Below are 24,112 nucleotides of genomic sequence, written 5' to 3' on the forward strand. Positions count from 1 at the left end.
CCCACGCGCCGCCCCAAGCCCGTTTCCCGGCCCGCCGCGCCGTCTTCCTGACAGAACACGATGGACAACCAACAAAAGCCCACGCCCCCTTCGAAGGATCCCGCCTCCCCCGCCGCGCGCCGTCCGCGCCGCCCGCTGGTGATCGGGACGCTCGCGGTCGTCGTCATCGGCGGCTTGCTGTGGTGGCACCCGTGGAACCGTACGCAGGCGGACGCGCCGGCAGCGGGCAGCGCGGCCTCCGGCGCGAGTGCCGGCGGTGGCGGCCATCGCGGCCGCGGCGGCCCCGCCGCCATGGCGAACGTTCCGCAACCCGTATCGGTCGCGACCGCGACGCAGGGCGAGATGCCGATCGTGCTGTCCGCGCTCGGCACCGTGACGCCGCTCGCGAACGTGACGGTCAAGACGCAGTTGTCGGGTTATCTGCAGTCCGTCGCGTTCCAGGAAGGCCAGATCGTCAAGAAAGGCGACCTGCTTGCGCAGGTCGACCCGCGCCCGTATCAGGTCGCGCTCGAGAATGCCGAAGGCACGCACGCGCGCGACTCGGCGCTGCTCGCGACGGCCCGCATCGACCTGAAGCGCTACCAGACGCTGCTGTCGCAGGACTCGATCGCGTCGCAGACGGTCGACACCCAGGCGTCGCTCGTCAAGCAATACGAAGGAACGGTGAAGACCGACCAGGCAGCGATCGACTCCGCGAAGCTCAACCTCACGTACGCGCGCATCACGGCGCCGGTGTCGGGCCGCGTCGGCCTGCGCCAGGTCGACCCCGGCAACTACGTGACGCCCGGCGACACGAACGGGATCGTCGTGATCACGCAATTGCAGCCGATGAGCGTGATCTTCACGACCTCGGAGGACAACCTGCCGCAGATCGTCAAGCAGGTGAACGCGGGCCGGAAACTGTCGGTCACCGCGTACAACCGCAACAACACGGTGCCGCTCGAGACGGGTTCGCTCCAGACGCTCGACAACCAGATCGATACGAGCACCGGCACGGTCAAGCTGCGCGCGACCTTCGACAACAAGGAAGGCCTGCTGTTTCCGAATCAGTTCGTGAACACGCGGCTGCTGGTCGACGTGATGCGCGATGCGACGATCGTGCCGACGGCCGCCGTGCTGACGGGCTCGATCGGCCAGTTCGTGTACATCGTGAAACCCGACAACACGGTGACGGTGCGCAAGGTCAAGGTCGGCCCGGTCGACGGCGAGCGCACCAGCATCGTCAGCGGCGTCGCGATCGGCGAGCGCGTGGTCACCGACGGCTCCGACCGGCTGCGCGAAGGCGCGAAGATCACGATCCCGGCCGACAAGCCGAAAGGCGCGTCGGGCGCACACGGCGCCGGCGCGGCGTCGGGTGCATCGGGCGCGGCCGCCCACCGCGGCGGACAGAAGCACGGCGCGTCGCAGGCAGCGGCCCCCGCGGCCCAGTAACGCGCGGGCCGCTCGATGAATCCATCCCGCCTCTTCATTCTCCGGCCGGTCGGCACCGCCCTCCTGATGGCGGCGATCATGCTGGCCGGTCTCGTCGCGCTGCGCTTCCTGCCGCTCGCCGCGCTGCCCGAAGTCGACTACCCGACGATCCAGGTCCAGACCTTCTATCCGGGCGCGAGCCCGGAGGTGATGACGTCGTCGGTCACCGCGCCGCTGGAGCGGCAGTTCGGCCAGATGCCGTCGCTGAACCAGATGTCGTCGCAAAGCTCGGCCGGCGCGTCGGTGATCACGCTGCAGTTCTCGCTCGACCTGCCGCTCGACATCGCCGAACAGGAAGTGCAGGCCGCGATCAACGCGGCCGGCAACCTGCTGCCGTCCGATCTGCCCGCCCCGCCGATCTACGCGAAGGTCAATCCGGCCGACGCGCCGGTGCTGACGCTGGCCATCACGTCGAAGACCTTGCCGCTCACGCAGGTACAGGACCTGACCGACACGCGCCTCGCGATGAAGATCTCGCAGATCGCGGGTGTCGGCCTCGTCAGCCTGTCTGGCGGCAACCGGCCGGCCGTGCGGATCCAGGCGAACCCGACCGCGCTCGCGAAGTACGGGATGAACCTCGACGATCTGCGCACGACGATCTCGAACCTGAACGTGAACACGCCGAAAGGCAACTTCGACGGCCCGACGCGCGCGTACACGATCAATGCGAACGACCAGCTCACCAGCGCCGATCAATACAACGACGCGGTCGTCGCCTACAAGAGCGGCCGCCCGGTGATGCTGACCGACGTCGCGAAGGTCGTCGCCGGCTCGGAGAACACCAAGCTCGGCGCGTGGGTGAACGCCGAGCCCGCGATCATCCTGAACGTGCAGCGCCAGCCGGGCGCGAACGTGATCGCGACCGTCGACGCGATCAAGGCGCAGCTGCCGAAGCTGCAGGAGACGCTGCCCGCCACGCTCGACGTGCAGATCGTCACCGACCGCACGACGATGATCCGCGCCGCCGTGCGCGACGTGCAGTTCGAGCTGCTGCTCGCGGTCGCGCTGGTCGTGCTGGTGATGTACCTGTTCCTCGCGAACATCTACGCGACCATCATCCCGAGCCTGTCGGTGCCGCTGTCGCTGATCGGCACGCTCGCGGTGATGTACATGGCCGGCTTCTCGCTGAACAACCTGTCGCTGATGGCGCTCACCATCGCGACCGGCTTCGTCGTCGACGACGCGATCGTGATGATCGAGAACATCGCGCGCTACGTCGAGGAAGGCGATTCGGGGCTCGAGGCCGCGCTGAAGGGCTCGCGGCAGATCGGCTTCACGATCATCTCGCTGACGGTGTCGCTGATCGCGGTGCTGATTCCGCTGCTGTTCATGGGCGACGTCGTCGGCCGGCTGTTCCACGAGTTCGCGATCACGCTCGCGGTGACGATCGTGATCTCGGCGATCGTGTCGCTCACGCTCGTGCCGATGATGTGCGCGAAGCTGCTGCGCCACTCGCCGCCGCCCGAAAGCCACCGCTTCGAGGCGCGCGTGCACCGCGCGATCGACTGGGTGATCGCGCGCTACGCGGTCGCGCTCGAATGGGTGCTGAACCGCCAGCGCTCGACGCTCGTCGTCGCGCTGCTGACGCTCGGGCTCACCGCCCTGCTCTACGTGTACGTGCCGAAAGGCTTCTTCCCCGCGCAGGATACCGGCGTGATCCAGGCGATCACGCAGGCGCCGCAATCGATCTCGTACGGCGCGATGGCCGAACGCCAGCAGGCGCTCGCGGCCGAGATCCTGAAGGACCCGAACGTCGAAAGCCTCACGTCGTTCATCGGCGTCGACGGCAGCAACATCACGCTGAACAGCGGCCGGATGCTGATCAACCTGAAGGCGCGCGACGAGCGCGCCGAGTCGGCCGCGCAGATCATCCGAGACCTGCAGCAGCGCGTCGCGAACGTGACCGGCATCACGCTGTTCATGCAGTCGGTGCAGGACCTGACGATCGACTCGACCGTGAGCCCGACGCAGTACCAGTTCATGCTGACGAGCCCGAACCCGGACGAATTCGCGACCTGGGTGCCGAAGCTCGTCACGCGGCTGCAGAAGGAGCCGTCGCTCGCCGACGTCGCGACCGACCTGCAGAGCAACGGCCAGTCGGTCTACATCGAGATCGACCGCGCGAGCGCCGCGCGCTTCGGCATCACGCCTGCGACCGTCGACAACGCGCTGTACGACGCGTTTGGCCAGCGCATCGTGTCGACCATCTTCACGCAGTCGAACCAGTACCGCGTGATTCTCGAGTCGGAGCCGAAGGACCAGCACTACGCCGAATCGCTGAACGACATCTACCTGCCGTCCGCGGGCGGCGGCCAGGTGCCGCTGTCGTCGATCGCATCGTTCCACGAACGGCCGTCGCCGCTGCTCGTCGCGCACCTGTCGCAGTTCCCGTCGACGACGGTCTCGTTCAACCTCGCACCGGGCGCGTCGCTCGGCGAGGCCGTGAAGGCGATCGACGCCGCCGAGAAGGACATCGGCCTGCCCGGCTCGTTCCAGACGCGCTTCCAGGGCGCGGCGCTCGCGTTCCAGGCGTCGCTGTCGAACCAGCTGTTCCTGATCCTCGCGGCGGTCGTCACGATGTACATCGTGCTCGGCGTGCTGTACGAAAGCTACATCCACCCGATCACGATCCTGTCGACGCTGCCGTCGGCCGGCGTCGGCGCCCTGCTCGCGCTGATGATCACCGGGCACGATCTCGACATCATCGGGATCATCGGGATCGTGCTGCTGATCGGCATCGTGAAGAAGAACGCGATCATGATGATCGACTTCGCGCTCGAAGCCGAACGCGTCGAAGGCAAGCCGCCGCGCGAGGCGATCTACCAGGCGTGTCTGCTGCGCTTCCGGCCGATCCTGATGACGACGCTCGCCGCGCTGCTCGGCGCGGTGCCGCTGATCTTCGGCGCCGGCGCGGGCTCCGAGCTGCGCCAGCCGCTCGGGATCGCGATCGCGGGCGGCCTGATCGTATCGCAGGTGCTGACGCTGTTCACGACGCCGGTGATCTACCTCGGCTTCGACAGCCTCGCGCGCCGCGTGCGCGGCTGGTTCGAACGGCACGGCCCCGGCCGCGACGCCGGCAAGCAGACGGGCGCGTAAGCGATGAACCTGTCGCGCCCCTTCATCACCCGCCCCGTCGCGACGACGCTGCTCGCGCTCGGCGTCGCGCTCGCGGGCCTGTTCGCGTTCATCAAGCTGCCGGTGTCGCCGCTGCCGCAGGTCGACTTCCCGACCATCTCGGTGCAGGCGTCGCTGCCCGGCGCAAGCCCCGAGACGGTCGCGACCAGCGTGACGAGCCCGCTCGAGCGGCACCTCGGCTCGATCGCCGACGTCAGTGAAATGACGTCGACCAGCACCGTCGGCAACGCGCGGATCATCCTGCAGTTCGGGCTGAACCGCGACATCGACGGCGCCGCGCGCGACGTGCAGGCCGCGATCAACGCGGCGCGCGCCGACCTGCCCGCGTCGCTGAAGAGCAACCCGACGTACCGCAAGGTCAACCCGGCCGATTCGCCGATCATGGTCGTGTCGCTCACATCGGAAACGTCGTCGCCCGCGAAGCTGTACGACGCCGCGTCGACGGTGCTGCAGCAGTCGCTGTCGCAGATCGACGGGGTCGGCCAGGTGTCGGTGAGCGGTTCCGCGAACCCGGCCGTGCGCGTCGAGCTCGAGCCTCACGCGCTGTTCCACTACGGAATCGGCCTCGAGGACGTGCGGGCCGCGCTCGCGTCCGCGAACGCGAACAGCCCGAAGGGCGCGATCGAATTCGGCCCGAAGCACTACCAGCTCTATACGAACGACCAGGCCTCGCAGGCGTCGCAGTACAGCGACCTGGTCGTCGCCTACCGCAACGGCGCGGCCGTGCGGCTGTCCGACCTGTCCGAGGTCGTCGACGGCGTCGAGGACCTGCGCAACCTGGGCCTGTCGAACGGCAAGCGCGCGGTGCTCGTGATCCTCTACCGCTCGCCCGGCGCGAACATCATCGAGACGATCGACCGCGTGCGCGCGGCGCTGCCGCAGCTCACGGCGTCGCTGCCGGCCGACATCACGGTGACGCCGGTGCTCGACCGTTCGACGACGATCCGCGCGTCGCTGAAGGACACCGAGCACACGCTGCTGATCGCGGTGAGCCTGGTCGTGATGGTCGTGTTCCTGTTTCTGCGCAACTGGCGCGCGACGCTGATTCCGAGCGTCGCGGTGCCGATCTCGATCATCGGCACGTTCGGCGCGATGTACCTGCTGGGCTTCTCGATCGACAACCTGTCGTTGATGGCGCTGATCGTCGCGACCGGCTTCGTCGTCGACGATGCGATCGTCGTGCTCGAGAACATCACGCGCCACATCGAGAACGGCAAGCCGCGGCTGCAAGCTGCGTTCGACGGCGCGCGCGAGGTCGGCTTCACCGTGCTGTCGATGAGCATATCGCTCGTCGCGGTGTTCCTGCCGATCCTGCTGATGGGCGGCATCGTCGGGCGCCTGTTCCGCGAATTCGCGTTGACGCTGTCGCTCGCGATCGGCGTGTCGCTCGCCGTCTCGCTGACCGTCACGCCGATGATGTGCGCGCGGCTGCTGCGCGAGTCGCACGAGGTGCAGGAGGAAGGCCGCCTCGGCCGGTTCCTCGAGCGCTTCTTCACGCGGATGCAGCGCGGCTACGAGCGCACGCTGTCGTGGGCGCTGCGCCGTCCGCTGCTGGTCCTGCTGATCCTGTTCGCGACGATCGGCCTGAACGTCTATCTGTACATCATCGTGCCGAAGGGCTTCTTCCCGCAGCAGGACACCGGGTTGATGATCGGCGGCATCCAGGCCGACCAGTCGACGTCGTTCCAGGCGATGAAGCTGAAGTTCTCCGAAATGATGCGGATCGTGCAGGCCAACCCGAACGTGAAGAGCGTCGCGGGCTTCACCGGCGGCACGCAAACCAACTCCGGCTTCATGTTCGTCACGCTGAAGGACCGCACCGAGCGCAAGCTGTCGGCCGACCAGGTGATCCAGCAGCTGCGCAAGCCGCTCGCGGACGTCGCGGGTGCGCGCACGTTCCTGCAGGCCGCGCAGGACATCCGCGTCGGCGGCCGGCAGAGCAATGCGCAGTACCAGTTCACGCTGCTCGGCGATTCGAGCGCCGAGCTGTACAAGTGGGGGCCGCTGCTGACCGAGGCGCTGCAAAAGCGCGCCGAGCTGACCGACGTGAACTCCGACCAGCAGCAAGGCGGCCTCGAGGCGATGGTGACGATCGACCGCGCGACCGCCGCGCGGCTCGGCATCAAGCCCTCACAGATCGACAACACGCTGTACGACGCGTTCGGCCAGCGCCAGGTCTCGACGATCTACAACCCGCTGAACCAGTACCACGTCGTGATGGAAGTCGCGCCGAAATACTGGCAGAGCCCGGAGATGCTGAACCAGGTGTGGATCAGCACGTCAGGCGGCAGCGCGAACGGCTCGCAGACGACCAACGCCGCGGCGGGCACCTTCGTCGCGACCTCGGCCGGCACGTCGAGCGCCGGGACGGCCGCCACCAGCGCCGCGGCGATCGCGTCCGATTCGGCGCGCAACCAGGCGCTGAACTCGATCGCGTCGAGCGGCAAGTCGAGCGCGTCGTCGGGCGCGGCGGTGTCGACGTCGAAGTCGACGATGATCCCGCTGTCCGCGATCGCGACCTTCGGCCCGAGCACGACGCCGCTGTCGGTCAACCACCAGGGGCTGTTCGTCGCGACGACGATCTCGTTCAATCTGCCGCCGGGCGTGTCGCTATCGGAGGCGACCCAGGTGATCTACCAGACGATGGCGCAGATCGGCGTGCCGCCGACGATCGTCGGCAGCTTCCAGGGCACCGCGCAGGCGTTCCAGCAGTCGCTGAACAACCAGCCGATCCTGATCCTCGCGGCACTCCTGGCGGTCTACATCGTGCTCGGGATTCTGTACGAGAGCTACATCCACCCGATCACGATCCTGTCGACGCTGCCGTCGGCCGGCGTCGGCGCCCTGCTCGCGCTGCTGCTGTTCAAGACCGAGTTCAGTATCATCGCGCTGATCGGCGTGATCCTGCTGATTGGTATCGTGAAGAAGAACGCGATCATGATGGTCGACTTCGCGATCGACCAGACGCGCAACGGCAACAAGTCGTCGTTCGATGCGATCCACGAGGCGTGCCTGCTGCGCTTCCGGCCGATCATGATGACGACGATGGCGGCGCTCCTCGGCGCGCTGCCGCTCGCGTTCGGCAGCGGCGACGGCGCCGAGCTGCGTGCGCCGCTCGGGATCGCGATCGCCGGCGGCCTGATCATGTCGCAGGTGCTGACGCTATACACGACGCCGGTCGTCTATCTGTACATGGACCGGTTCCGCGTGTGGGGCGAGAAGCGCCGCAACCGCCGCGGCAACCCGGGCGGACCTGCGGTGGCGGGCGAGTAAGCGGGTAACGGGCACGCGGCCGCATCGGGCGGCCGCGTGACGGGCTTGCGCGCCGGCCGCGATCGGCTATCGTGTGTCCATGCCCACCCTCGCGCCCCTTCCCGGGGACCCGCCATGAACGTCCAGCTGAACCATACGATCGTCTGGTGCCGCGACAAGCACGCGTCGAGCCGCTTCCTCACCGAGCTTCTGGAACTCCCGGCGCCGACGCCGTTCGGCGCGATGCTGGTCGTCCAGCTCGACAACGGCGTGTCGCTCGACTTCTACGAAAAAGAGGGAGAGATCACGGCCCAGCACTACGCTTTCCTGACCGACGAGGCCGGCTTCGATCGCGTGTTCGCGCGCATTCGCGAGCGCGGGCTACCGCACTGGGCCGATCCCGCGAAACGGCAGCCCGGCGACATCTACCGCCACAACGGCGGGCGCGGTGTGTACTTCGACGATCCGGACGGTCACTTCCTCGAAGTGATGACGCAGCCATACGTGCTGAACGGATAGCGGAACGCGTCGGCCGGCATTGCACCGGCCGACGTGGCGGCGCGGGCGTCGCCCTCGATCGGACGCCGCCCCGCCATGGCGCCGTTACTCGGCGGCGGCGGCCGTCTTGCGCGGGCGACGCGCGCGGGTCGCCGTCTTGCGGGCCGGCTTCTTCGGCTTGGCGCCGGGTGCCGCTTCGACAGCCGCTTCACCGGTCGACTCGGCAGCCGGTGCTGCTTCGTGCGGCGGCTGCGCGGCCGCCGTCGAGGCACCGTGCTCGCCGGCCGTCGGCGCCGCATGCTGCGCCGCGACGTGGCGGTCCTCACCGTGGTCCGCGTCGCGATGAGGCGCTTCGGCATGCTTCTCGCCGCCGTGCTTGGCACCGCCGTGCGCGGCCTCGTCCGGCTTCGCCGCCGCGTGACGGCCGGCGCCCTTCGCATCGCCCCCCTTCTTCGCGCCGGTCTTCTTCGCCGCGCTCTTGCGCGCGCGCTTGCGGCCGTCCTTCGCGTCGCCGTGCGGCTCGGCCGCTTCATTCGCTTCGGCCGTCGCGGCCGGCACGAGCGCCGCGTCGCTCACGACGTCGACGAGGTCCGCCTCTTCGGCATCGACCTGCGCGCTTTCGTGAACGGCCGCTTCCGCACGCTGCCCGCGATGCCGCGACTCGCGCTCGGCCGTTGCAGCCTCGCCGTGGCGCCCGCCGTGACCGTGCTGCGCGCCACCCGTTTCACGCGCCGCCACCGGCTCGGCCGCCGCGGCGGACTGGCGCGGCCGCGACACGAACGCGCCCGACTTGTCGTCGCGCCCCACCTCGAGCAGGCCGCGCGCCTGCGCTTCGTCGAGCAGGTTGCCGAACGCACGGAAGCCGTAATACGACTCGTTGAAATCCGGCTTGCGGCGCTTGATCGCGCTCTTGAGCACCGACGCCCAGATCTTGCCGACGTCGTCGCGCTCCGATGCCAGCGCGTCGAACGTCTCGACCGCGAGCGCGATCGCCTCGCTCCGGCGCACTTCCAGCTCCGGCTTGCGCGACGGCTCGTCGGCGCGCTTCGCGCCGCCGTTGCCCGTGCGCTGCTGTTCGCGCTTCGCCAGCGCGCGCTGCTGCTCGCGCACCAGGTCGTCGTAGAAAATGAATTCGTCGCAGTTCGCGACCAGCAGGTCCGAGGTCGACTTCTTCACGCCGACGCCGATCACCTTCTTCGCGTTCTCGCGCAGCTTCGACACGAGCGGCGAGAAATCCGAGTCGCCGCTGATGATCACGAACGTATCGACGTGCGACTTCGTGTAGCAGAGGTCGAGCGCGTCCACGACGAGCCGGATGTCGGCCGAATTCTTGCCCGACTGGCGCACGTGCGGAATCTCGATCAGCTCGAAGCTCGCCTCGTGCATCGACGCCTTGAAGCCCTTGTAGCGCTCCCAGTCGCAATACGCCTTCTTCACGACGATGCTGCCTTTCAGCAGCAGCCGCTCCAGCACGGGCTTGATGTCGAATTTCTCGTACTTCGCGTCGCGCACGCCGAGCGCGACGTTCTCGAAGTCGCAGAACACGGCCATGCTGACGTTGTCCAGGGGTAATGCCATGTGTACTCCAACCGGTTGGTCGCCGCGTTGTATTGCGTAGCGGCGAAAAATGCATCGCGCACATGATAGCCGGTCGGCGGGTCGATTCCGCCATCCATGCGCGCGACCGCGCGGATAACGGGGTGCCGCGCCGGCCGTTACGGAGCGGTACAGCCCCAATTACCCGCGCGCCGCCTCCCCAAATCGACATACACTTGAGTATCGGTCGTCCGTCCCTATCTGGGAGGATGACGCATCGCGCAAGGAGCGGTTTCATGACGACGAAGGTATTGCTGATTGGCGCGACCGGCCGCACGGGTCGAGCCTGCGCGGATCTGCTGCTCGAGCAGCCGGAATTCGAGGTGACTGCGCTGGTGCGCCGGCACGGCTATGCGCTGCCGGGCGCGAAGGTCGTCGAGGCCGATCTGACGGGCGATTTCTCGCACGCGTTCCAGGGCATCACGCACGTGATCTACGCGGCCGGCTCGGCGGAATCGGAAGGCGCCGCCGAAGAGGAGCAGATCGACCGCGACGCGGTCGCTCGCACGGCCGAGCATGCGCTCGCCTACAACGTGCAGAAGCTGGTCGTGATCAGTTCGCTGAGCGCGTACTGGCCGGAGCGCAGCGGCGACGCGCTGCGCCACTATTCGCGGATGAAGCGCGAAGGCGACGAGCGCGTGATCGCATCGGGCGTCGACTACGTGATCCTGCGCCCCGGCCCGCTCGCGGACGGCCCGGGCGTCGGCAAGATCGCGCTGACCGAGGAGCCGCTCGACCCGGCGCCGCCGGTGTCACGCCAGGATGTCGCATGGGCCGCGATCGAGGCGATCAAGCTCGGCATTTCGCGCAAGGTCATCGGCTTCGTCGGCGGCAGCGTGCCGATCGAACAGGCGTTGCGCGCGTAACACACGCCCGGGCCGCCACGGGGCGGCGCATTTCGTCGTGCCGGCGGCCCGCGATGCGGGCCGCTTTACTGCACGCTTGCTGCCTCCGGCTTACTGCTTCGGATGCGCATCGGCCCATGCCTTCACCGCGCCGAGCGTGTTCTCGACGTGCTTGTCGGGCGACAGACTCGTGTATTCGTACAGCACCTTCCCCTCCGGCGAAATCACGTAGGACACGCGGTTCGCACGATCGAGCGCGGGCAGCTTCGCGTCGTATTCGCGGATGATCTTCGCGTCCGGATCGGCCGCGACCGGGAACTTGCTGCGGCACTCGCTCACCGAGAACTTCGTCAGCGTGTCGATGTTGTCCGCGGATACGCCGATCACCGTCGCGCCGTAAGCCTTGTAACGATCGACGGCATCCGCGAACGCATGCGCCTCGATGGTGCAACCCTTCGTGAACGCAGCCGGGTAGAAGTACAGCACGACCGGCCCGTGCTTCAACGCATCGGCCAGCGAGTACGTGTAAGTCTTGCCGCCCAGCGACGCCTGCGTCGTGAAGTCGGGCGCCGCGTCGCCCGGCTTCAGTTGCGCCTGCGCGACCAGCGCATGGCCGGCCACCAGCAGCGCCGCCGCGCCGCCCACCAACAGTTTTCGCTTCATCTGCGTCCTCATTTCTTATAAAGTCAGCCTCGATGTAGGCCACACCGGCGTTCGCCTGTCGAACGCCGGTGTGCACGACCCGGCCCGGCGGCAGCGCCAGCCGCGGCCGGCCGGTTAAAGATTCCGCGCAGTCTGCCGTTATTCCTTCCGGACAGCCGGTTCCAGCCCTTCACGTCAGCGAGATACATGGAAGCCAACAGGAAACAGACGCCACGCAAGGGCTCCTGGCGCAATGCCTTGCATACGCTGCGCCGCTTCGCCTGGTCGGGCGGCGCGCTGATGCCTGCGCGCGCCGGCGCGCCGCGCCGCGACGACACCGTGCGCAACTGGCTGGAACAGACGGTCGGCACGGTGGATTTCCTCGCCCATGTCGATCGCGAGCTGCGCTTTCTGTACGTGTCCGACGCGAGCCTGCGCTTCATCGGTTATCACCGCGACTACCTGCACACGCTGACGCTGCGCGACCTGATCGCGGAACAGGATACCTCGGTGCTCGAAGGCCTGCTTGCGCGCGCCGCGCGTTCCGGCCAGGTCGAGAAGGCGACGATGTGCATCGTCAAGTCGCTCACCTATCCGCTCGACGTCGAGATCCGCGCGTTCAAGAGCCGCCACCACGGTGTCGACGGCTTCGCGATCGCGGCGTTCGACGTGTCGGCCTGGCGCGCGCTCGAGGCGCGCCTGACGTACGAGATGCACCACGATCCGATGACGGGGCTCGACAATCTGTCCGCGCTCGTGCCCGCGCTGATGCGCGCGCAGCAGGCCGCCGACGAAAGCGGCACCTGCGCGGCGCTGCTGCTGCTCGACCTCGACGACTACCAGCGCATCAACCGCGCGCTCGGCTACGACGCCGGCGACACGCTGCTGCGCGACACCGCGCAGCGGCTGCAGGCGCTCGTCGCACCCGGCGAACAGCTCGCGCGCGTCGCAAGCGACAAGTTCGCGATCGTGTTCACCGCGCCGGACCGCACGCGCGCGAGCAATGCCGCCGACGCGCTCGCGCGCCGGCTGCAGGCCGCGGTGCGCGAACCTTACGCGTATCAGGGGCAGACCGTCCACTTGTCCGCGAGCATCGGCATCGCGCTGTACCCGGACGAGCGCGCCGCGCCCCATCGCGCGCAGCATCACAGCCCGCTGCTGCGCCGCGCCGACCATGCGCTCGCGCAGGCGAAGGCGTCCGGCGGCAATGCGCTCGCGTTCCATGAACCGGTCGACGATCCGGCCGACGCGGAACGGCTGAAGCTCGAGGCCGACCTGTACGACGGCGTGCGCAACGGCGAGTTTTCGCTGCACTTCCAGCCGATCACGCGCAGCCAGTCGGGGGCGGTGGACGGCGTGGAGGCGCTGATCCGCTGGCGCCATCCGGTGCACGGCCTCGTGCCGCCGGCGACCTTCATTCCGCTCGCCGAATCGATCGGCCTCATCAACTATCTCGGCAACTGGGTGCTCAAGGCCGCGTGCATGCAGCTCGTCGCCTGGGATCGCCAGGGGCTCGCGCTGCAGTACGTGGCGGTCAACGTGTCGCCGCAGCAGTTCCGCGACCCGCGCTTCACGCAAAGCGTGCGCGAGGCGATCGCGCTGACGGGCATCGACCCGCGCCGCATCGTGCTGGAAATCACCGAAAGCCTGCTGATGCACGATCCCGTGCAGGCGAAGGGGCTGCTCGAAGAGCTGACCGCGCTCGGCATCCGCTTCGCGATCGACGATTTCGGTACCGGCTATTCGAGCCTCGCATACCTGCAGCGCTTCCCGCTCGCGAAGCTGAAGATCGACCGCAGCTTCGTCGAGAACCTGCTGACGTCGCGCAACGATCGCGCGATCGTGTCGGCGGTGGTCGGCCTCGCGCAAACGCTCGATCTCGAGCTCGTCGCGGAAGGCGTCGAGACCGAGGCGCAGCGCGAGCTGCTGACCGAGATGGGCTGCAACCACATCCAGGGCTGGCTCGTCTGTCAGGCGCTGCCGTCCGAGGAGCTCGCGCGGCGCTTCGAGGCGCAGCAGCTGCGCCTGCACGCCGCCTGACACGCGCGGCGAACCGGATAGATCCGTATGTCAATCACCGCACACCTGCCCCGCACGGCGCTGCTCGACAAGCTGTGGGCCCGGATGAACGAACGGGGCGACTTCCCGCTGCTGTCGGAGTCGCTGCGCGCGACGATGGCCGCGATGAAGAACGACGATCTCGACTTCACCGCGCTCGTGCGCGTCGTGCTGTCGGATTTCGCGCTCACGCAGAAAGTCCTGCGGCTCGCCAATTCCGCGATGTACATGGCGTTCGGCGGCAACATCACGACCGTCACGCGGGCGCTGATGGTGCTCGGCATGGACACCGTCGGCCATCTCGTCGTCGGGCTCAAGCTCGTCGACCATTTCCACCACAGCACCCCGCGCCGCATCGACGCGAAGCTCGAGCTGAACCGCGCGCTGCTGTCCGGCTGCGTCGCCCGCAAGCTGACCGAGCATGCCGAGTTGCGCGGCGGCGAGGAAGCCGTCGTCTGCACGCTGATGCGTCAGGTCGGCAAGCTGCTGGTGGTCTGCTATCTCGACAGCGAATGGGACCGGATCCGCCGCCGCGCCGCCGAGCTGAACGGCGACGAAGCGGCCGCGTGCGTCGACGTGCTGGGCGTCGGCTTCGACGAGATCGGTCTCGAGGCCGCCGCGAGCTGGCGGCTGCCCGACGTGATCCGCGCCGGCATGGCCGACGGCGACGGCGCACACGCGGCCAGCGCCGACGAGGACGACATCGACGAAGACCGCCAGCGGCCCCGCGACGCCTGCGCCGACGACAGCCCCGACCGTGTGCGCTGGCTGCGCGCGGTGAGCCGCTGCTCGACCGACGTCGCCGGTGCGCTCGCGATGCCCGCGGGCCCGCAGCGCGATGCGCATATCGCGGTGCTCGCGCAGCACTACGAGCAGGAACTGGACATCGACGCCGGCGCGCTGGTGGAAATCGCCGACCGGCTCGCACGCGAGGAAGCGAGCGACACCGTGATGCGCGAGATCGTCGAGCTGCGCGCGAACGCCGACGCGATCGCGCGTGCGCAGCCCGAGCCCGAGGCATGCCTCGAAGCCGGCCTCGCGGACCTGCGCGCGCTGCCGTCCGAGCATGTGCTGACGCCGGTGCTCGCGCTCGCGTCGGAAAGCCTGCTGGCGGGCCTCGCGTTCACGCGCACCGTGATGTTCGTGCGCCGTGAAGACGGCGCGTTCGCCGCGCGGCTCGGCTTCGGCCCGGACGTCGACGCGGCGCTCGACCGCCTGTGCTTCGACGAGCGCTTCGAGCCGGACGTGTTCCATCTCGCGATCACGAACTCGGTCGGCATCTTCATCGAGCAGGCGCAGGACCCGAAGATGGTGAAGCGCCTGCCCGCGTGGTATCTCGATGCGCTTCCCGACACGCGCGCGTTCGTGCTGCTGCCGGTGCGCGTCGGCACGAAAACCGTCGGCCTGCTGTACGGCGACTGGGCCGGTGCGCAGCCGGCGCGCAAGATCACGCAGCAGGAGATGAGCGTGCTCAACGAGCTCGCGCGCGAACTGGGGCGGTTCTTCCCCGCGTGACGCAAGCGGCGCCCCAAAAGCAAACCGGCCGCGAAAGCGGCCGGCTGCATGGTGCGACGAATCGAAACGCTTACTTGAGCGTGACCGGCACGCTGAAGTACTTCTTCGCGAGGTTGTCGATCGTGCCGTCGGCCTTCAGTTCCTTCAGCGCCTGATCGAGCGCCGTCTTCAGCGCCGCGTCGTTCTTTCGCAGGCCGAAACCGACGCCCGAGCCGAGGATCTCCGCATCGCTGACCGTGCCGCCGGCGAAGCCGAAGCCCTGGCCTTGCGGCTTCGACAGGAAGCCCTTCGAGCCCGCTTCCGAATCCTGGAACGTCGCGTCGAGACGGCCCGACTTCAGGTCGGCGTAGGCCAGGTCCTGCGTCTGGTACGGCACGACGTCGACGCCGGCCGGCGCCCACTTCTTCTTCGCGTACGCTTCCTGGATCGTGCCCTGCAGCACGCCGACGCGCTTGCCCTTCAGCGCTTGCGGGGTCGGCAGCAGGCCGCTGCCCTGCTTCGCGATCAGCTGGTTCGGAATCGTGTAGATCGGATCGGTGAACGCGATCGCGTGCTTGCGCTGGTCGGTGATCGTCATGTCCGAGTTGATCGCATCGAACTTGCGCGCCTGCAGCGCGGGGATCAGGCCGTCGAAGTCGCTCTCGACCCACACGCACTTCGTCTTCAGCTTCGCGCACACCGCGTTGCCGATGTCGATGTCGAAGCCGGTCAGCTTGCCGTCGGGCGTCTTGTATTCGAACGGCGCGTACGAGGCCTCGACGCCGAACCGGATCTCCTTCAGATCCGCAGCCATCGCGCTGCCTGCCGCCACGGCCGATGCCGCCACTACCGCGTGCGCGGCCACTTTACGCCAATCCAACTTCATCAGGTGTTCTCCTCGATACTCGAATGTTCCGGAACTACGGGCGCATGCATCATTGCAGGGTCGGATGACAACGACAATGCCGATGCCGCGCCTTGATGCGGCGCAACAGCCGCAAGGCCGCGATTGTACCAATCCGCGCGGCCCGATACGGCAAAGCGGCCGCCGGCGCACGATGCTGCGCTGCATGCGCGATGACGGCCGGATGCGCCGTCGAACTTGCAAGACGATGTCGCAAATACGCAAGGCGCGACGCGCGGGCCGTCTGCGCGGCATGCGGGCGTCGACGCAATTCGGGGATGCTGCGGGACGATGCGCGGGCGACGGATCGCCGCAGCCGCGCGCAGCCGTTTTTTTGTCAGACGAGTGCGGCGAGCGTCTCGCGCGTCGTGTCGACGACGAGCAGGCCCGCGCGCAAACCCGGCTTCACGGTCGGATTCGGAAACACGATGCGCTCCTCGTCGTGCTGCACCGTGTAGCGATAGTCGCCGTCCTGCGCGAGCACGGTGCCGCGCGCGAACGCGGTGAAGTTCGCGACGTCGGCCGCGACGAACAATTCGAGCGCGTCGCTCTGCTTCGTGATCTGGTCGATGACGGTGAACACGCGCGGCAACGGCGGATGGTCGACGTCGCGCGACGGACGGCCGCCCCACGCGCCCGAGACGAGCTTGCGCAGCGCGCGGTCCGCCGGCGCGAAGCGCGACAGATCGTTCTGGCCGAACGGCCGCACCTTGCCGAGTTCGAGCGTGCATGCGAGCGTGCCGCAATGCTCGGCCGTGTAATGCGAATACGTATTGCCCTTCGCGGTATGCAGCAGCACGGCCGCGATGCGCGCATCGCCGAGCCATTCGATCATCGCGCGGGTCGGCGGCGCGCCCGTGTGCGGCAGCAGCGCGAACTGCTCGAACACCGATGCGCGGATCGCCGTGTGCATGTCGATGTGCCAGCGCGCGCCGCCCGCCGGCGCGGCCGCGAAGAACGCGGCGGCCGCCGCTTCGAGCTGCACCGCGCGCGGCGCTTCGCGGCTCGCGGGCACTTGCGTGTGGCGGCCGCTGAACAGGCGGTTCAGGTCGTCGTCGAGATAGCGTTCGCCCGCGCGCATCGCCGGCACGTTGCCGAGCACGACGAGCAATCGGCACGCGAGCGGCAGCGCGGCCGCCGCGAGATCGCGCACGAGCATCGACAGCAGCTCGATCGGCGCGGTCTCGTCGCCATGCACGCCGGCCGACACGAGCACGCTCGCCGCGTCGCCGGCCCCGTCGGCCAGCGCCGGCTCGAGCTGGAGCAGCCCGTCGCCGAGCCATTGCCAGCGCACCGCACCGTCCGCGCACGTGCCGTCCGTCACGGCCGGCGCGTCGCCCGCGAGCGTGAACGCGAGGAAATCGTCGAGCAGCGCGGCGGCCGGCATGCGGGACTCAGCGCTGGAAGTCATACAGCGACCCGACACGCAGGATCTGCGTGAGCTCGTCGAGCGCCGTGCGCGATTCGTCGAGCAGCGTCGGATCGGCGAGGTCTTCCGGGGCGAGACGATCGCGGTAATGCTTTTCGATCCACGCGTCGAGCGACGCGAACAGCGTGTCGTTGATCCACACGTTCGACGTGACGGCCGCACGCTCGGCTTCGTTCAGCACGACGCGCAGGCGCAGGCACGCGGGGCCGCCGCCGTTCTTCATGCTTTCGCGCAGGTCGAACACCAGCACGTCGCGGATCGGGCCGTTGCCGGCCGCAAGCCGATCCAGATAAGCGGCGACGTTCGCGTTCTCGCGGCATTCCTGCGGCACGACGAGCACCTGCGAGCCGTCCGCGCGCGACAGCAGCTGGCTGTTGAACAGATACGACGTCACCGCGTCGTTCACGCTCACGGCCGCATCGGGCACCTCGATCACGTTCAGCCGCGCGCCGCGCGCGTCGAGCGTGGCCGTCAGCGTGTCGTAGATCGCCTGCTTGTTGACGAACGCACGCTCGTGCGTGAACAGCGTGTCGCGGTTGCCCACCGAGATCACGTCGTTGTGGAACACGCCTGCATCGATCACGTCCGGATCCTGCTGCGCGTAGACCGTCGCCGTTTCGGCGAGACCGTGGCGATGCGCGACCGCGCGGCTCGCCTCGAAGGTCTGGCGCGCCGGGAAGCGCTTCGGCTCCGGGCCGCGGCGGTATTCCGAGCGGCCGTACACGAAGAACTCGACGCCCGGCTGGCCGTATTCCGCGCAAAAGCGCGTATGGTTCGCGGCCCCCTCGTCGCCGAGTGCCGGCGTGCCCGTCAGCGCCTCGTGCACCGCGAAGTGCGCGGGATCGGCGAACAGCGTCGACAGCGTGCGGCGCGTCGCCTCGTGCTCGATCGCGCGATGCAGCTTGCTGCACAGGTTGGCCGGCGTGAAGTGCACGCGGCCGTCGCTCGTGTCGGCCGACGGGCTGACGGTGGCCGCATTCGCGGTCCACATCGCCGACGCCGAGCTCGCCGCGGCGAGCAATTCGGGCGCCTGCTTCGCGGCCTTCGCGATCACGTCCGCGTCCTTGCCGGAGAAGCCGAGCTCGCGCAACAGGCGCAGCGACGGGCGCTCCTGCGGCGGCAGCACGCCTTGCGCGAAACCGAGATCCGCGAGCTGCTTCATCTTGCGCAGCCCCTGCTTCGCGGCGGCCTTCGGGTTCGCGGCCGACTTCTCGTTGTTGAGCGACGCCACGTTACCGAACGACAGCCCGGCGTAGTTGTGGGTCGGGCCGACGAGTCCGTCGAAATTGGCTTCTTGTGCGTTCATCGTCGTTCCCTCGATCAGAAATGCAGGCCCGGCGACAGGCTCGCGGGCAAGGTCAATTCGGCGCTTTCCACCGACGCCATCGGATACGCGCAATAGTCGGCCGCGTAGTACGCGCTCGGCCGATGGTTGCCCGAGCGGCCCGTGCCGCCGAACGGCGCGGCCGACGATGCCCCGTTGGTCGGGCGGTTCCAGTTGACGATCCCCGCACGGATCGTGCGGCGGAAGTGGTCCCATGCGTTCGCGTCGTCGGCCAGCAGGCCGGCGGACAGGCCGAACGCCGTGTCGTTCGCGCGCTCGATCGCTTCGTCGAACGTCGCGTAGCGGACGATCTGCGCGAGCGGGCCGAAATGCTCTTCGTCGGGCAGGTTCGCCACGCCGGTCACGTCGAGGATCGACGCGTTCACGAAACCCAGGCGCGGATCGCGCTGCGTCATCGCGATGATCGGCTTCGCGCCCTGCTCGACCAGCCGCGACTGCGCGTCGACGAGCTTCGCGGCCGCGCGGGCCGAGATCACCGCGCCCATGAACGGCTGCGGATCGGCGTCGAACACGTCGGCCGTGATCTTCGACGTGACGTCGGCGAAACGTGCGAGGAAGCGGTCGCCGAACGCGCCCTGCGGCACGAAGATGCGGCGTGCGCACGTGCAGCGCTGGCCGGCCGACAGGAACGCCGACTGGATCGTGTGATGCACGGCCGCGTCGATGTCCTCGACTTCGCCGATCACGAGCGGGTTGTTGCCGCCCATCTCGAGCGCGAGCACGATTTCAGGACGGCCGCCGAACTGCTTGTGCAGCAGCGTGCCGGTGTCCGAGCTGCCGGTGAAGAACAGCCCGTCGATCTGCCGGTGATTCGCGAGCGCGATGCCCGTGTCCTTCTCGCCCTGCACGAGGTTCAGCACGCCGGCCGGCAGCCCGGCTTCCTGCCACACCTCGACCGTCGCGCGCGCGACGCCCGGCGCGAGCTCCGACGGCTTGAACACGACCGTGTTGCCCGCGATCAGCGCCGGCACGATATGGCCGTTCGGCAAGTGGCCGGGGAAGTTGTACGGGCCGAACACCGCGACGACGCCGTGCGGACGATGGCGCAGCACCGCGACGCCGTCGGCCATGTCCTGGCGCTTCTCGCCGGTGCGTTCCTGGTAGGCCTGGATCGAGATGCCGACCTTCGCCGCCATCGCCGCGACTTCGGTGCGCGCTTCCCACAGCGGCTTGCCCGTCTCGCGGCCGATCGCGGTGGCGATCGCTTCCTTGCGCTCGGTGAGCAGCGCCGCGAAGCGCTTGACGATCGCGCAGCGCGATTCGAAGTCGAGTGCCGACCAGCCGGCGAATGCGCGACGCGCGCTCGCGACCGCGCGGTCGACGTCGGCCGCCGATGCGCTGCCGCCCTGCCATGCGATCTCATCGGTGCCCGGGTTGCGCGAAGCGAAGACGGGGCCCGAGCCTGCGACCCAGGCGCCGTCGATGAAGAGTTCCGTCATGATTCGTTTATCCCTGTTTGACTTTGAGCGGCAGCACGCGAACCGGATCGCCGGCCTTCACGTCGAGCGCGGCGGCATCGTCGGCCGACAGCACGAACGCGCCATTCGCGACCACGCCCGGCGCGACGCCGACGCGGAAATCGCCGAGCGACGTATTCGACACGAGCGACTTCGGCGAATGGCCGCCCGGCGCATCGTCTCCGACGTCCGGCTCGCCGATCGCGACCGGCACGACGACGCTTTCGCGCACCGTGCGCAGGTCGTTGACGTGGCATTCGAGCACCGGGCCCGCGTCGAAGATGTCGACGTGATTCTGGTAGCGCAGCCCTTCCGCCTCGAGCATCTTGCGGGCCGGCAGCGTGTCGCGGTGCGTGAGGCCGACCGCGTCCTGCGCGTCCTGCGGCAGCAGGTCGACGTACACCGGATAGCGCGGCATCAGTTCCGCGAGGAACGACTTGCGGCCGTGCGAGCTGAGGTAATCGGCCGCGTTGAAATCGATCTGGTAGAAGTGCGAACCGACCGCACGCCAGAACGGCGACGTGCCGTCGTCGTCGAAGTGGCCGCGCAGCTCCGCGCAGATGCGTTCCGGAAAGCGGTCGCGGAACTGCGCGATGAACATGAAGCGCGAGCGCGACAGCAGGCCGCCGACGCCGCCCGTGCGATAGCGCGGGCTCAGGAACAGCGAGCACACTTCCGCGTAGCCCGTCAGGTCGTGCGAGATGTTCAGCGCGTGCATCCGCGTCCACACGCCGAGCTCCTGGCTCGCATGCACGACGGTGCTCACGCGATAGTTGTAGAACGGCTGCTCGAGGCCGACCTGCGACTCGATCCCGCACACGCCCGCGATGTCGCCCGTCTTCGATTCTTCCATCACGAAGAAGTAGCCGGCTTCGCCCGGCGCGGCCTCGCCGTCGAGCGTGCGGCGCGTGCGTTCGATGCGCGCGGCGAGCGCGTCGCGATCGGGCTTGAACGTGGTCAGGCCCGGCCCGGTTTCCTTCGCGAGCGATACGAGCGCGTCGACGTCGCCCGTTTGTACGACCCGAACGACGATCATGCTGCGTCTCCCTTCATGTCTTCATCGTCGCGGCGGTGCAGCGGCACGCAACGCACGACGTCACCCTCCTTCACATCGAGCGCTGCGCGCACGTCGCCGGCCAGCGGCGCATGGGCGCCCCGCGCATCGGCCGTGTCGCCCGGCAGGTCGGCCAGCACGCAGCGGAACGATTCGCCGCTGCCGGTCGACACCATGTATGCGACGTCGCCCTGCTGGTGCGCGGCCTCGCGCACGACGCGCTCCGCACCATGCTTCACGCACGCGGTGCGGTCGACCTGCGCGGTCAACACCGGGCCCGCGTCGAAGATGTCGACGAAGCGGTCCGGCTCGAAGCCTTCCTCGAGATGGATGTCGTACGCGAGCAGCGCCGATTCGTTCGGCTCGCCGAGCACGCGCTGCGCGGCTTCCGGCAGCAGCGGCACGTAGAGCGGATACGCCGGCATCACTTCCGCGATGAACGTGCGGCTGCGGCCGCCCGACGCGATGTCGACGTCGGTGAAGTTGCGGCCGAAGAACTTGCGGCCCACCGCTTCCCAGAACGGCGATGCGCCCGTGCCGTCGCTCACGCCGAGCAGCAGCGTGAACACTTCCGGCGTGAAGCGGCGGCGGTTCGCGGCGATGTACATCATCCGCGCACGCGAGATCAGGTGCGCGGCCGCGTCGCCGCGCAGCGACGGATCGACGTAGAAGCCGGCCAGCCGGCTCTTGCCGGTCAGCTCGTGCGACATCGTGAGCGCGTGGATCTTGCGGTTCACGTGCAGCTCGCGCGACGCGTGGATCAGTGCGTCGTTGCGGAACGCGTAGAACGGTTCCGAGTAGCCGGCCGCGGCCACGATGCTCGCCGTGCCGAGCAGCTTGCCCGTCGACGAATCCTCGAGCACGAAGAGGTAGAACTCCTCGCCGGCGAAATCGACGTCCGCGCGAAACGAATCCTCGGAGAGCGCCACGCGCGCTTCGAGCGCCGCGCGGTCGTGCGGCAGCGAGTGCAGGACCGGCTGCGCGGTGCGCGCCATGTGCGCGAGCGCATCGAGATCCGTGAGTTTGCCGGGGCGAACAAATAGCATCGTCGTTCCTGTCTGCGATGGGTGCGCCGATCAGCGCGCGGTGGCTTCCTGGGCCGCGAGCACCTGCTCGACCGCCTTCTCGAAGCGCTTCACGCCTTCGTCGAGCAGGTCGAACGGGATCACGAGCGACGGGACGAAGCGCAGCACGTTCGGGCCGGCGATCAGCATGATCAGGCCGTTCTCGGCGGCGGCGGTGACGAAGTCCTTCGCGCGGCCGTCGAATGCGGCGGTGAGTTCCGCGCCGACCAGCAGGCCCTTGCCGCGGACGTCCTTGAAGATGCCGAAGCGTGCGTTGATGCGTTCCAGCGCGCCCTTCAGTCGCACGCTGCGTTCGCGCACGCCTTCGAGGAGTGCCGGGTCGCCGATCAGTTCGACGACCTTGTCCGCGATCGCCGACGCGAGCGGGTTGCCGCCGTAAGTCGTGCCGTGCACGCCGACCTTGAAGTGCGCGGCCAGTTCGTTCGTCGTCAGCATCGCGCCGATCGGGAAGCCGTTGCCGAGCGCCTTCGCGGTCGTGAGGATGTCCGGCGTGACGCCCGTGTCCATGTACGCGTAGAACTGGCCCGTGCGGCCGACGCCCGTTTGCACTTCGTCGAAGATCAGCAGTGCGTCGTTGGCGTCGCAGGCTTCGCGCAGTGCCTTCAGGAAGGCCGGATCGGCCGGGATCACGCCGCCCTCGCCCTGCACCGGCTCGACGATCACCGCGCAGGTTTGCGGGCCGATCGCGGCCTTGGCGGCTTCGATGTCGTTGAACGGCAGGTGCTTGATGCCTTCAGGCACCGGACCGAAGCCTTCCGAGTATTTCGGCTGGCCGCCGACGCTGACCGTGAAGAACGTGCGGCCGTGGAACGACTGGACGAACGACACGATTTCGTATTTGTCGGCGCCGTGGCGGTCGAATGCGACGCGGCGTGCGAGCTTCAGGGCGGCTTCGTTCGCTTCGGCGCCCGAGTTCGCGAAGAACGCGCGGTCGGCGAAGGTCAGCGATTCGAGGCGCTTCGCGAGGCGCAGCACCGGCTCGTTCGTGTAGCCGTTGCCGATGTGCCAGAGCTTGCGGCCTTGTTCGTCCAGAACCTTCAGCAGTTCCGGGTGGCCGTGGCCCAGCGACGTCACCGCGATGCCGCACGCGAAATCCACGTATTCGCGGCCGGCCGTGTCCCACACGCGTGAGCCCTCTGCACGGTCCGGCACGAACGGCGCGGGGGAGAATACCGGCACCATCACTTCGTCGAATGTCTGGCGGGTCACGGTCGAGGTCGTCATGGTCGTTCCTTTCGGTTTCGTAAGAGGGTTCAACAGGATCAAGTTTAGGTAAGGGTGACGCAAGCGTCTTGCGGATTTGCGACGGGTTCTATCGGAAGCGGATGGTTCGGCGTATTTTGCCCTTTCGGCGGGGGTGGTTTTTTTTGTGGGCTTTATTTGGGGTCGTTTGGTGGTGCGCGGTTTGTTGGCGTGAAGCACCTGAGGTCGTGTCGGTCTATTAGCGTTGCCCCTGCGCGGGGCGGCGGTTACTTTTCTTTGTCTTGCCAAAGAAAAGTAACCAAAAGAAAGGCGCTCGGATAACGCATGACCTCCCGGTGCCGTGGCCATCAAAGTGGCCCTCGCCTAAGTGTCCGCGCCAGGCGGGAACCCGGAGTGGTTCGAGCAATGGGTCTGACATCACTCGCCACCCCACGGAGCGGTATACCGCCCGCTAGCTCCATCCTCGCTTCGCTCGGCTGCAAGGTTCTTCAGCCGCAATTCATGAGCCCGCGCGTCATCTGGAACGCCCACTGATCAGTTCGCCGAATCAGTGAGGCATCCGCTGCATAGCAGTGACAAATTCGATTTATTGGATCGATGTGCTACCCACCACGATTCTGGAAAACATTCGTCCAACCGCGTTGA

Annotated in this window: 16 protein-coding genes; 7 read left to right on the plus strand and 9 right to left on the minus strand. The window is 68.1% G+C overall.

Annotated features, from left to right (window positions below; translation table 11 throughout):
* The first annotated feature begins 60 nt into the window (after nucleotides 1-60).
* The 4 genes from WS49_RS00895 to WS49_RS00910 all read left to right on the plus strand — a co-directional run bounded on the left by WS49_RS00895 (nucleotide 61) and on the right by WS49_RS00910 (nucleotide 8,376).
* A complete protein-coding gene (locus WS49_RS00895) occupies nucleotides 61-1,431 on the plus strand; it encodes an MdtA/MuxA family multidrug efflux RND transporter periplasmic adaptor subunit (protein ID WP_059523620.1) in 1,371 nt (456 codons plus the stop codon).
* 15 nt (nucleotides 1,432-1,446) lie between these two features.
* Nucleotides 1,447-4,566 (plus strand): MdtB/MuxB family multidrug efflux RND transporter permease subunit, encoded by a 3,120-nt coding sequence (locus WS49_RS00900; RefSeq protein WP_059523621.1) that lies wholly within the window; start codon nucleotides 1,447-1,449, stop codon nucleotides 4,564-4,566.
* Nucleotides 4,567-4,569: 3 nt separating this feature from the next.
* A complete protein-coding gene (locus WS49_RS00905) occupies nucleotides 4,570-7,878 on the plus strand; it encodes an efflux RND transporter permease subunit (protein WP_059523623.1) in 3,309 nt (1,102 codons plus the stop codon).
* A 114-nt stretch (nucleotides 7,879-7,992) separates the two neighbouring features.
* Entirely contained in the window at nucleotides 7,993-8,376 is a 384-nt protein-coding gene (locus WS49_RS00910) for a VOC family protein (RefSeq protein ID WP_059467132.1), read from the plus strand.
* 84 nt (nucleotides 8,377-8,460) lie between these two features.
* Here WS49_RS00910 and WS49_RS00915 read toward each other — a convergent pair whose 3' ends face one another.
* Nucleotides 8,461-9,933 carry an NYN domain-containing protein gene (locus WS49_RS00915; protein ID WP_059523625.1) on the minus strand — a complete coding sequence of 491 codons (1,473 nt, stop codon included), beginning with the start codon at nucleotides 9,931-9,933 and terminating at the stop codon, nucleotides 8,461-8,463.
* 254 nt (nucleotides 9,934-10,187) lie between these two features.
* On the opposite strand from WS49_RS00915, the gene WS49_RS00920 reads away from it, so the two are divergent.
* Nucleotides 10,188-10,817 (plus strand): SDR family oxidoreductase, encoded by a 630-nt coding sequence (locus WS49_RS00920; protein ID WP_059523627.1) that lies wholly within the window; start codon nucleotides 10,188-10,190, stop codon nucleotides 10,815-10,817.
* A 90-nt stretch (nucleotides 10,818-10,907) separates the two neighbouring features.
* On the opposite strand, the gene WS49_RS00925 is transcribed toward WS49_RS00920, so the two are convergent.
* Nucleotides 10,908-11,459: a peroxiredoxin gene (locus tag WS49_RS00925; RefSeq protein WP_059523629.1), complete on the minus strand. Its 552-nt coding sequence runs from the start codon at nucleotides 11,457-11,459 to the stop codon at nucleotides 10,908-10,910.
* A gap of 279 nt (nucleotides 11,460-11,738) precedes the next feature.
* Between WS49_RS00925 and cdpA the strand changes: the two genes are divergently transcribed.
* Both cdpA and WS49_RS00935 read left to right on the plus strand, forming a co-directional pair.
* A complete protein-coding gene (gene cdpA / locus WS49_RS00930; protein WP_218921278.1) occupies nucleotides 11,739-13,478 on the plus strand; it encodes a putative bifunctional diguanylate cyclase/phosphodiesterase in 1,740 nt (579 codons plus the stop codon).
* A gap of 27 nt (nucleotides 13,479-13,505) precedes the next feature.
* A complete protein-coding gene (locus tag WS49_RS00935; RefSeq protein ID WP_059523634.1) occupies nucleotides 13,506-15,011 on the plus strand; it encodes an HDOD domain-containing protein in 1,506 nt (501 codons plus the stop codon).
* A gap of 70 nt (nucleotides 15,012-15,081) precedes the next feature.
* Here the strand turns inward: WS49_RS00935 and WS49_RS00940 are convergent, their stop codons facing one another.
* From WS49_RS00940 to WS49_RS00970, 7 genes are all read right to left on the minus strand, one after another.
* Complete coding sequence (locus tag WS49_RS00940; protein WP_059523636.1) at nucleotides 15,082-15,876, minus strand: ABC transporter substrate-binding protein; 795 nt, start codon at nucleotides 15,874-15,876, stop codon at nucleotides 15,082-15,084.
* A gap of 355 nt (nucleotides 15,877-16,231) precedes the next feature.
* Nucleotides 16,232-17,281, minus strand: coding sequence for a succinylglutamate desuccinylase (gene astE / locus WS49_RS00945; RefSeq protein ID WP_179949283.1), 1,050 nt, complete (start codon nucleotides 17,279-17,281; stop codon nucleotides 16,232-16,234).
* Nucleotides 17,282-17,288: 7 nt separating this feature from the next.
* Nucleotides 17,289-18,629, minus strand: coding sequence for an N-succinylarginine dihydrolase (astB, locus tag WS49_RS00950; protein WP_059523640.1), 1,341 nt, complete (start codon nucleotides 18,627-18,629; stop codon nucleotides 17,289-17,291).
* Between the two features lie 14 nt (nucleotides 18,630-18,643).
* A complete protein-coding gene (astD, locus tag WS49_RS00955) occupies nucleotides 18,644-20,107 on the minus strand; it encodes a succinylglutamate-semialdehyde dehydrogenase (protein WP_059523642.1) in 1,464 nt (487 codons plus the stop codon).
* Nucleotides 20,108-20,114: 7 nt separating this feature from the next.
* Nucleotides 20,115-21,161 carry an arginine N-succinyltransferase gene (astA, locus tag WS49_RS00960; protein WP_059523644.1) on the minus strand — a complete coding sequence of 349 codons (1,047 nt, stop codon included), beginning with the start codon at nucleotides 21,159-21,161 and terminating at the stop codon, nucleotides 20,115-20,117.
* The gene (aruF, locus tag WS49_RS00965; protein ID WP_059523646.1) at nucleotides 21,158-22,225 is read right to left on the minus strand and encodes an arginine/ornithine succinyltransferase subunit alpha; all 1,068 of its coding nucleotides are present in this window, start codon (nucleotides 22,223-22,225) and stop codon (nucleotides 21,158-21,160) included. Before aruF ends, astA begins: the two co-directional genes overlap by 4 nt.
* A 30-nt stretch (nucleotides 22,226-22,255) precedes the next feature.
* Nucleotides 22,256-23,488, minus strand: coding sequence for an aspartate aminotransferase family protein (locus tag WS49_RS00970; RefSeq protein ID WP_059523648.1), 1,233 nt, complete (start codon nucleotides 23,486-23,488; stop codon nucleotides 22,256-22,258).
* Nucleotides 23,489-24,112: the final 624 nt, after the last annotated feature.

Origin of the sequence: Burkholderia sp. RF7-non_BP4 (assembly GCF_001521935.1) — a bacterium.
Taxonomy (GTDB): domain Bacteria; phylum Pseudomonadota; class Gammaproteobacteria; order Burkholderiales; family Burkholderiaceae; genus Burkholderia; species Burkholderia diffusa.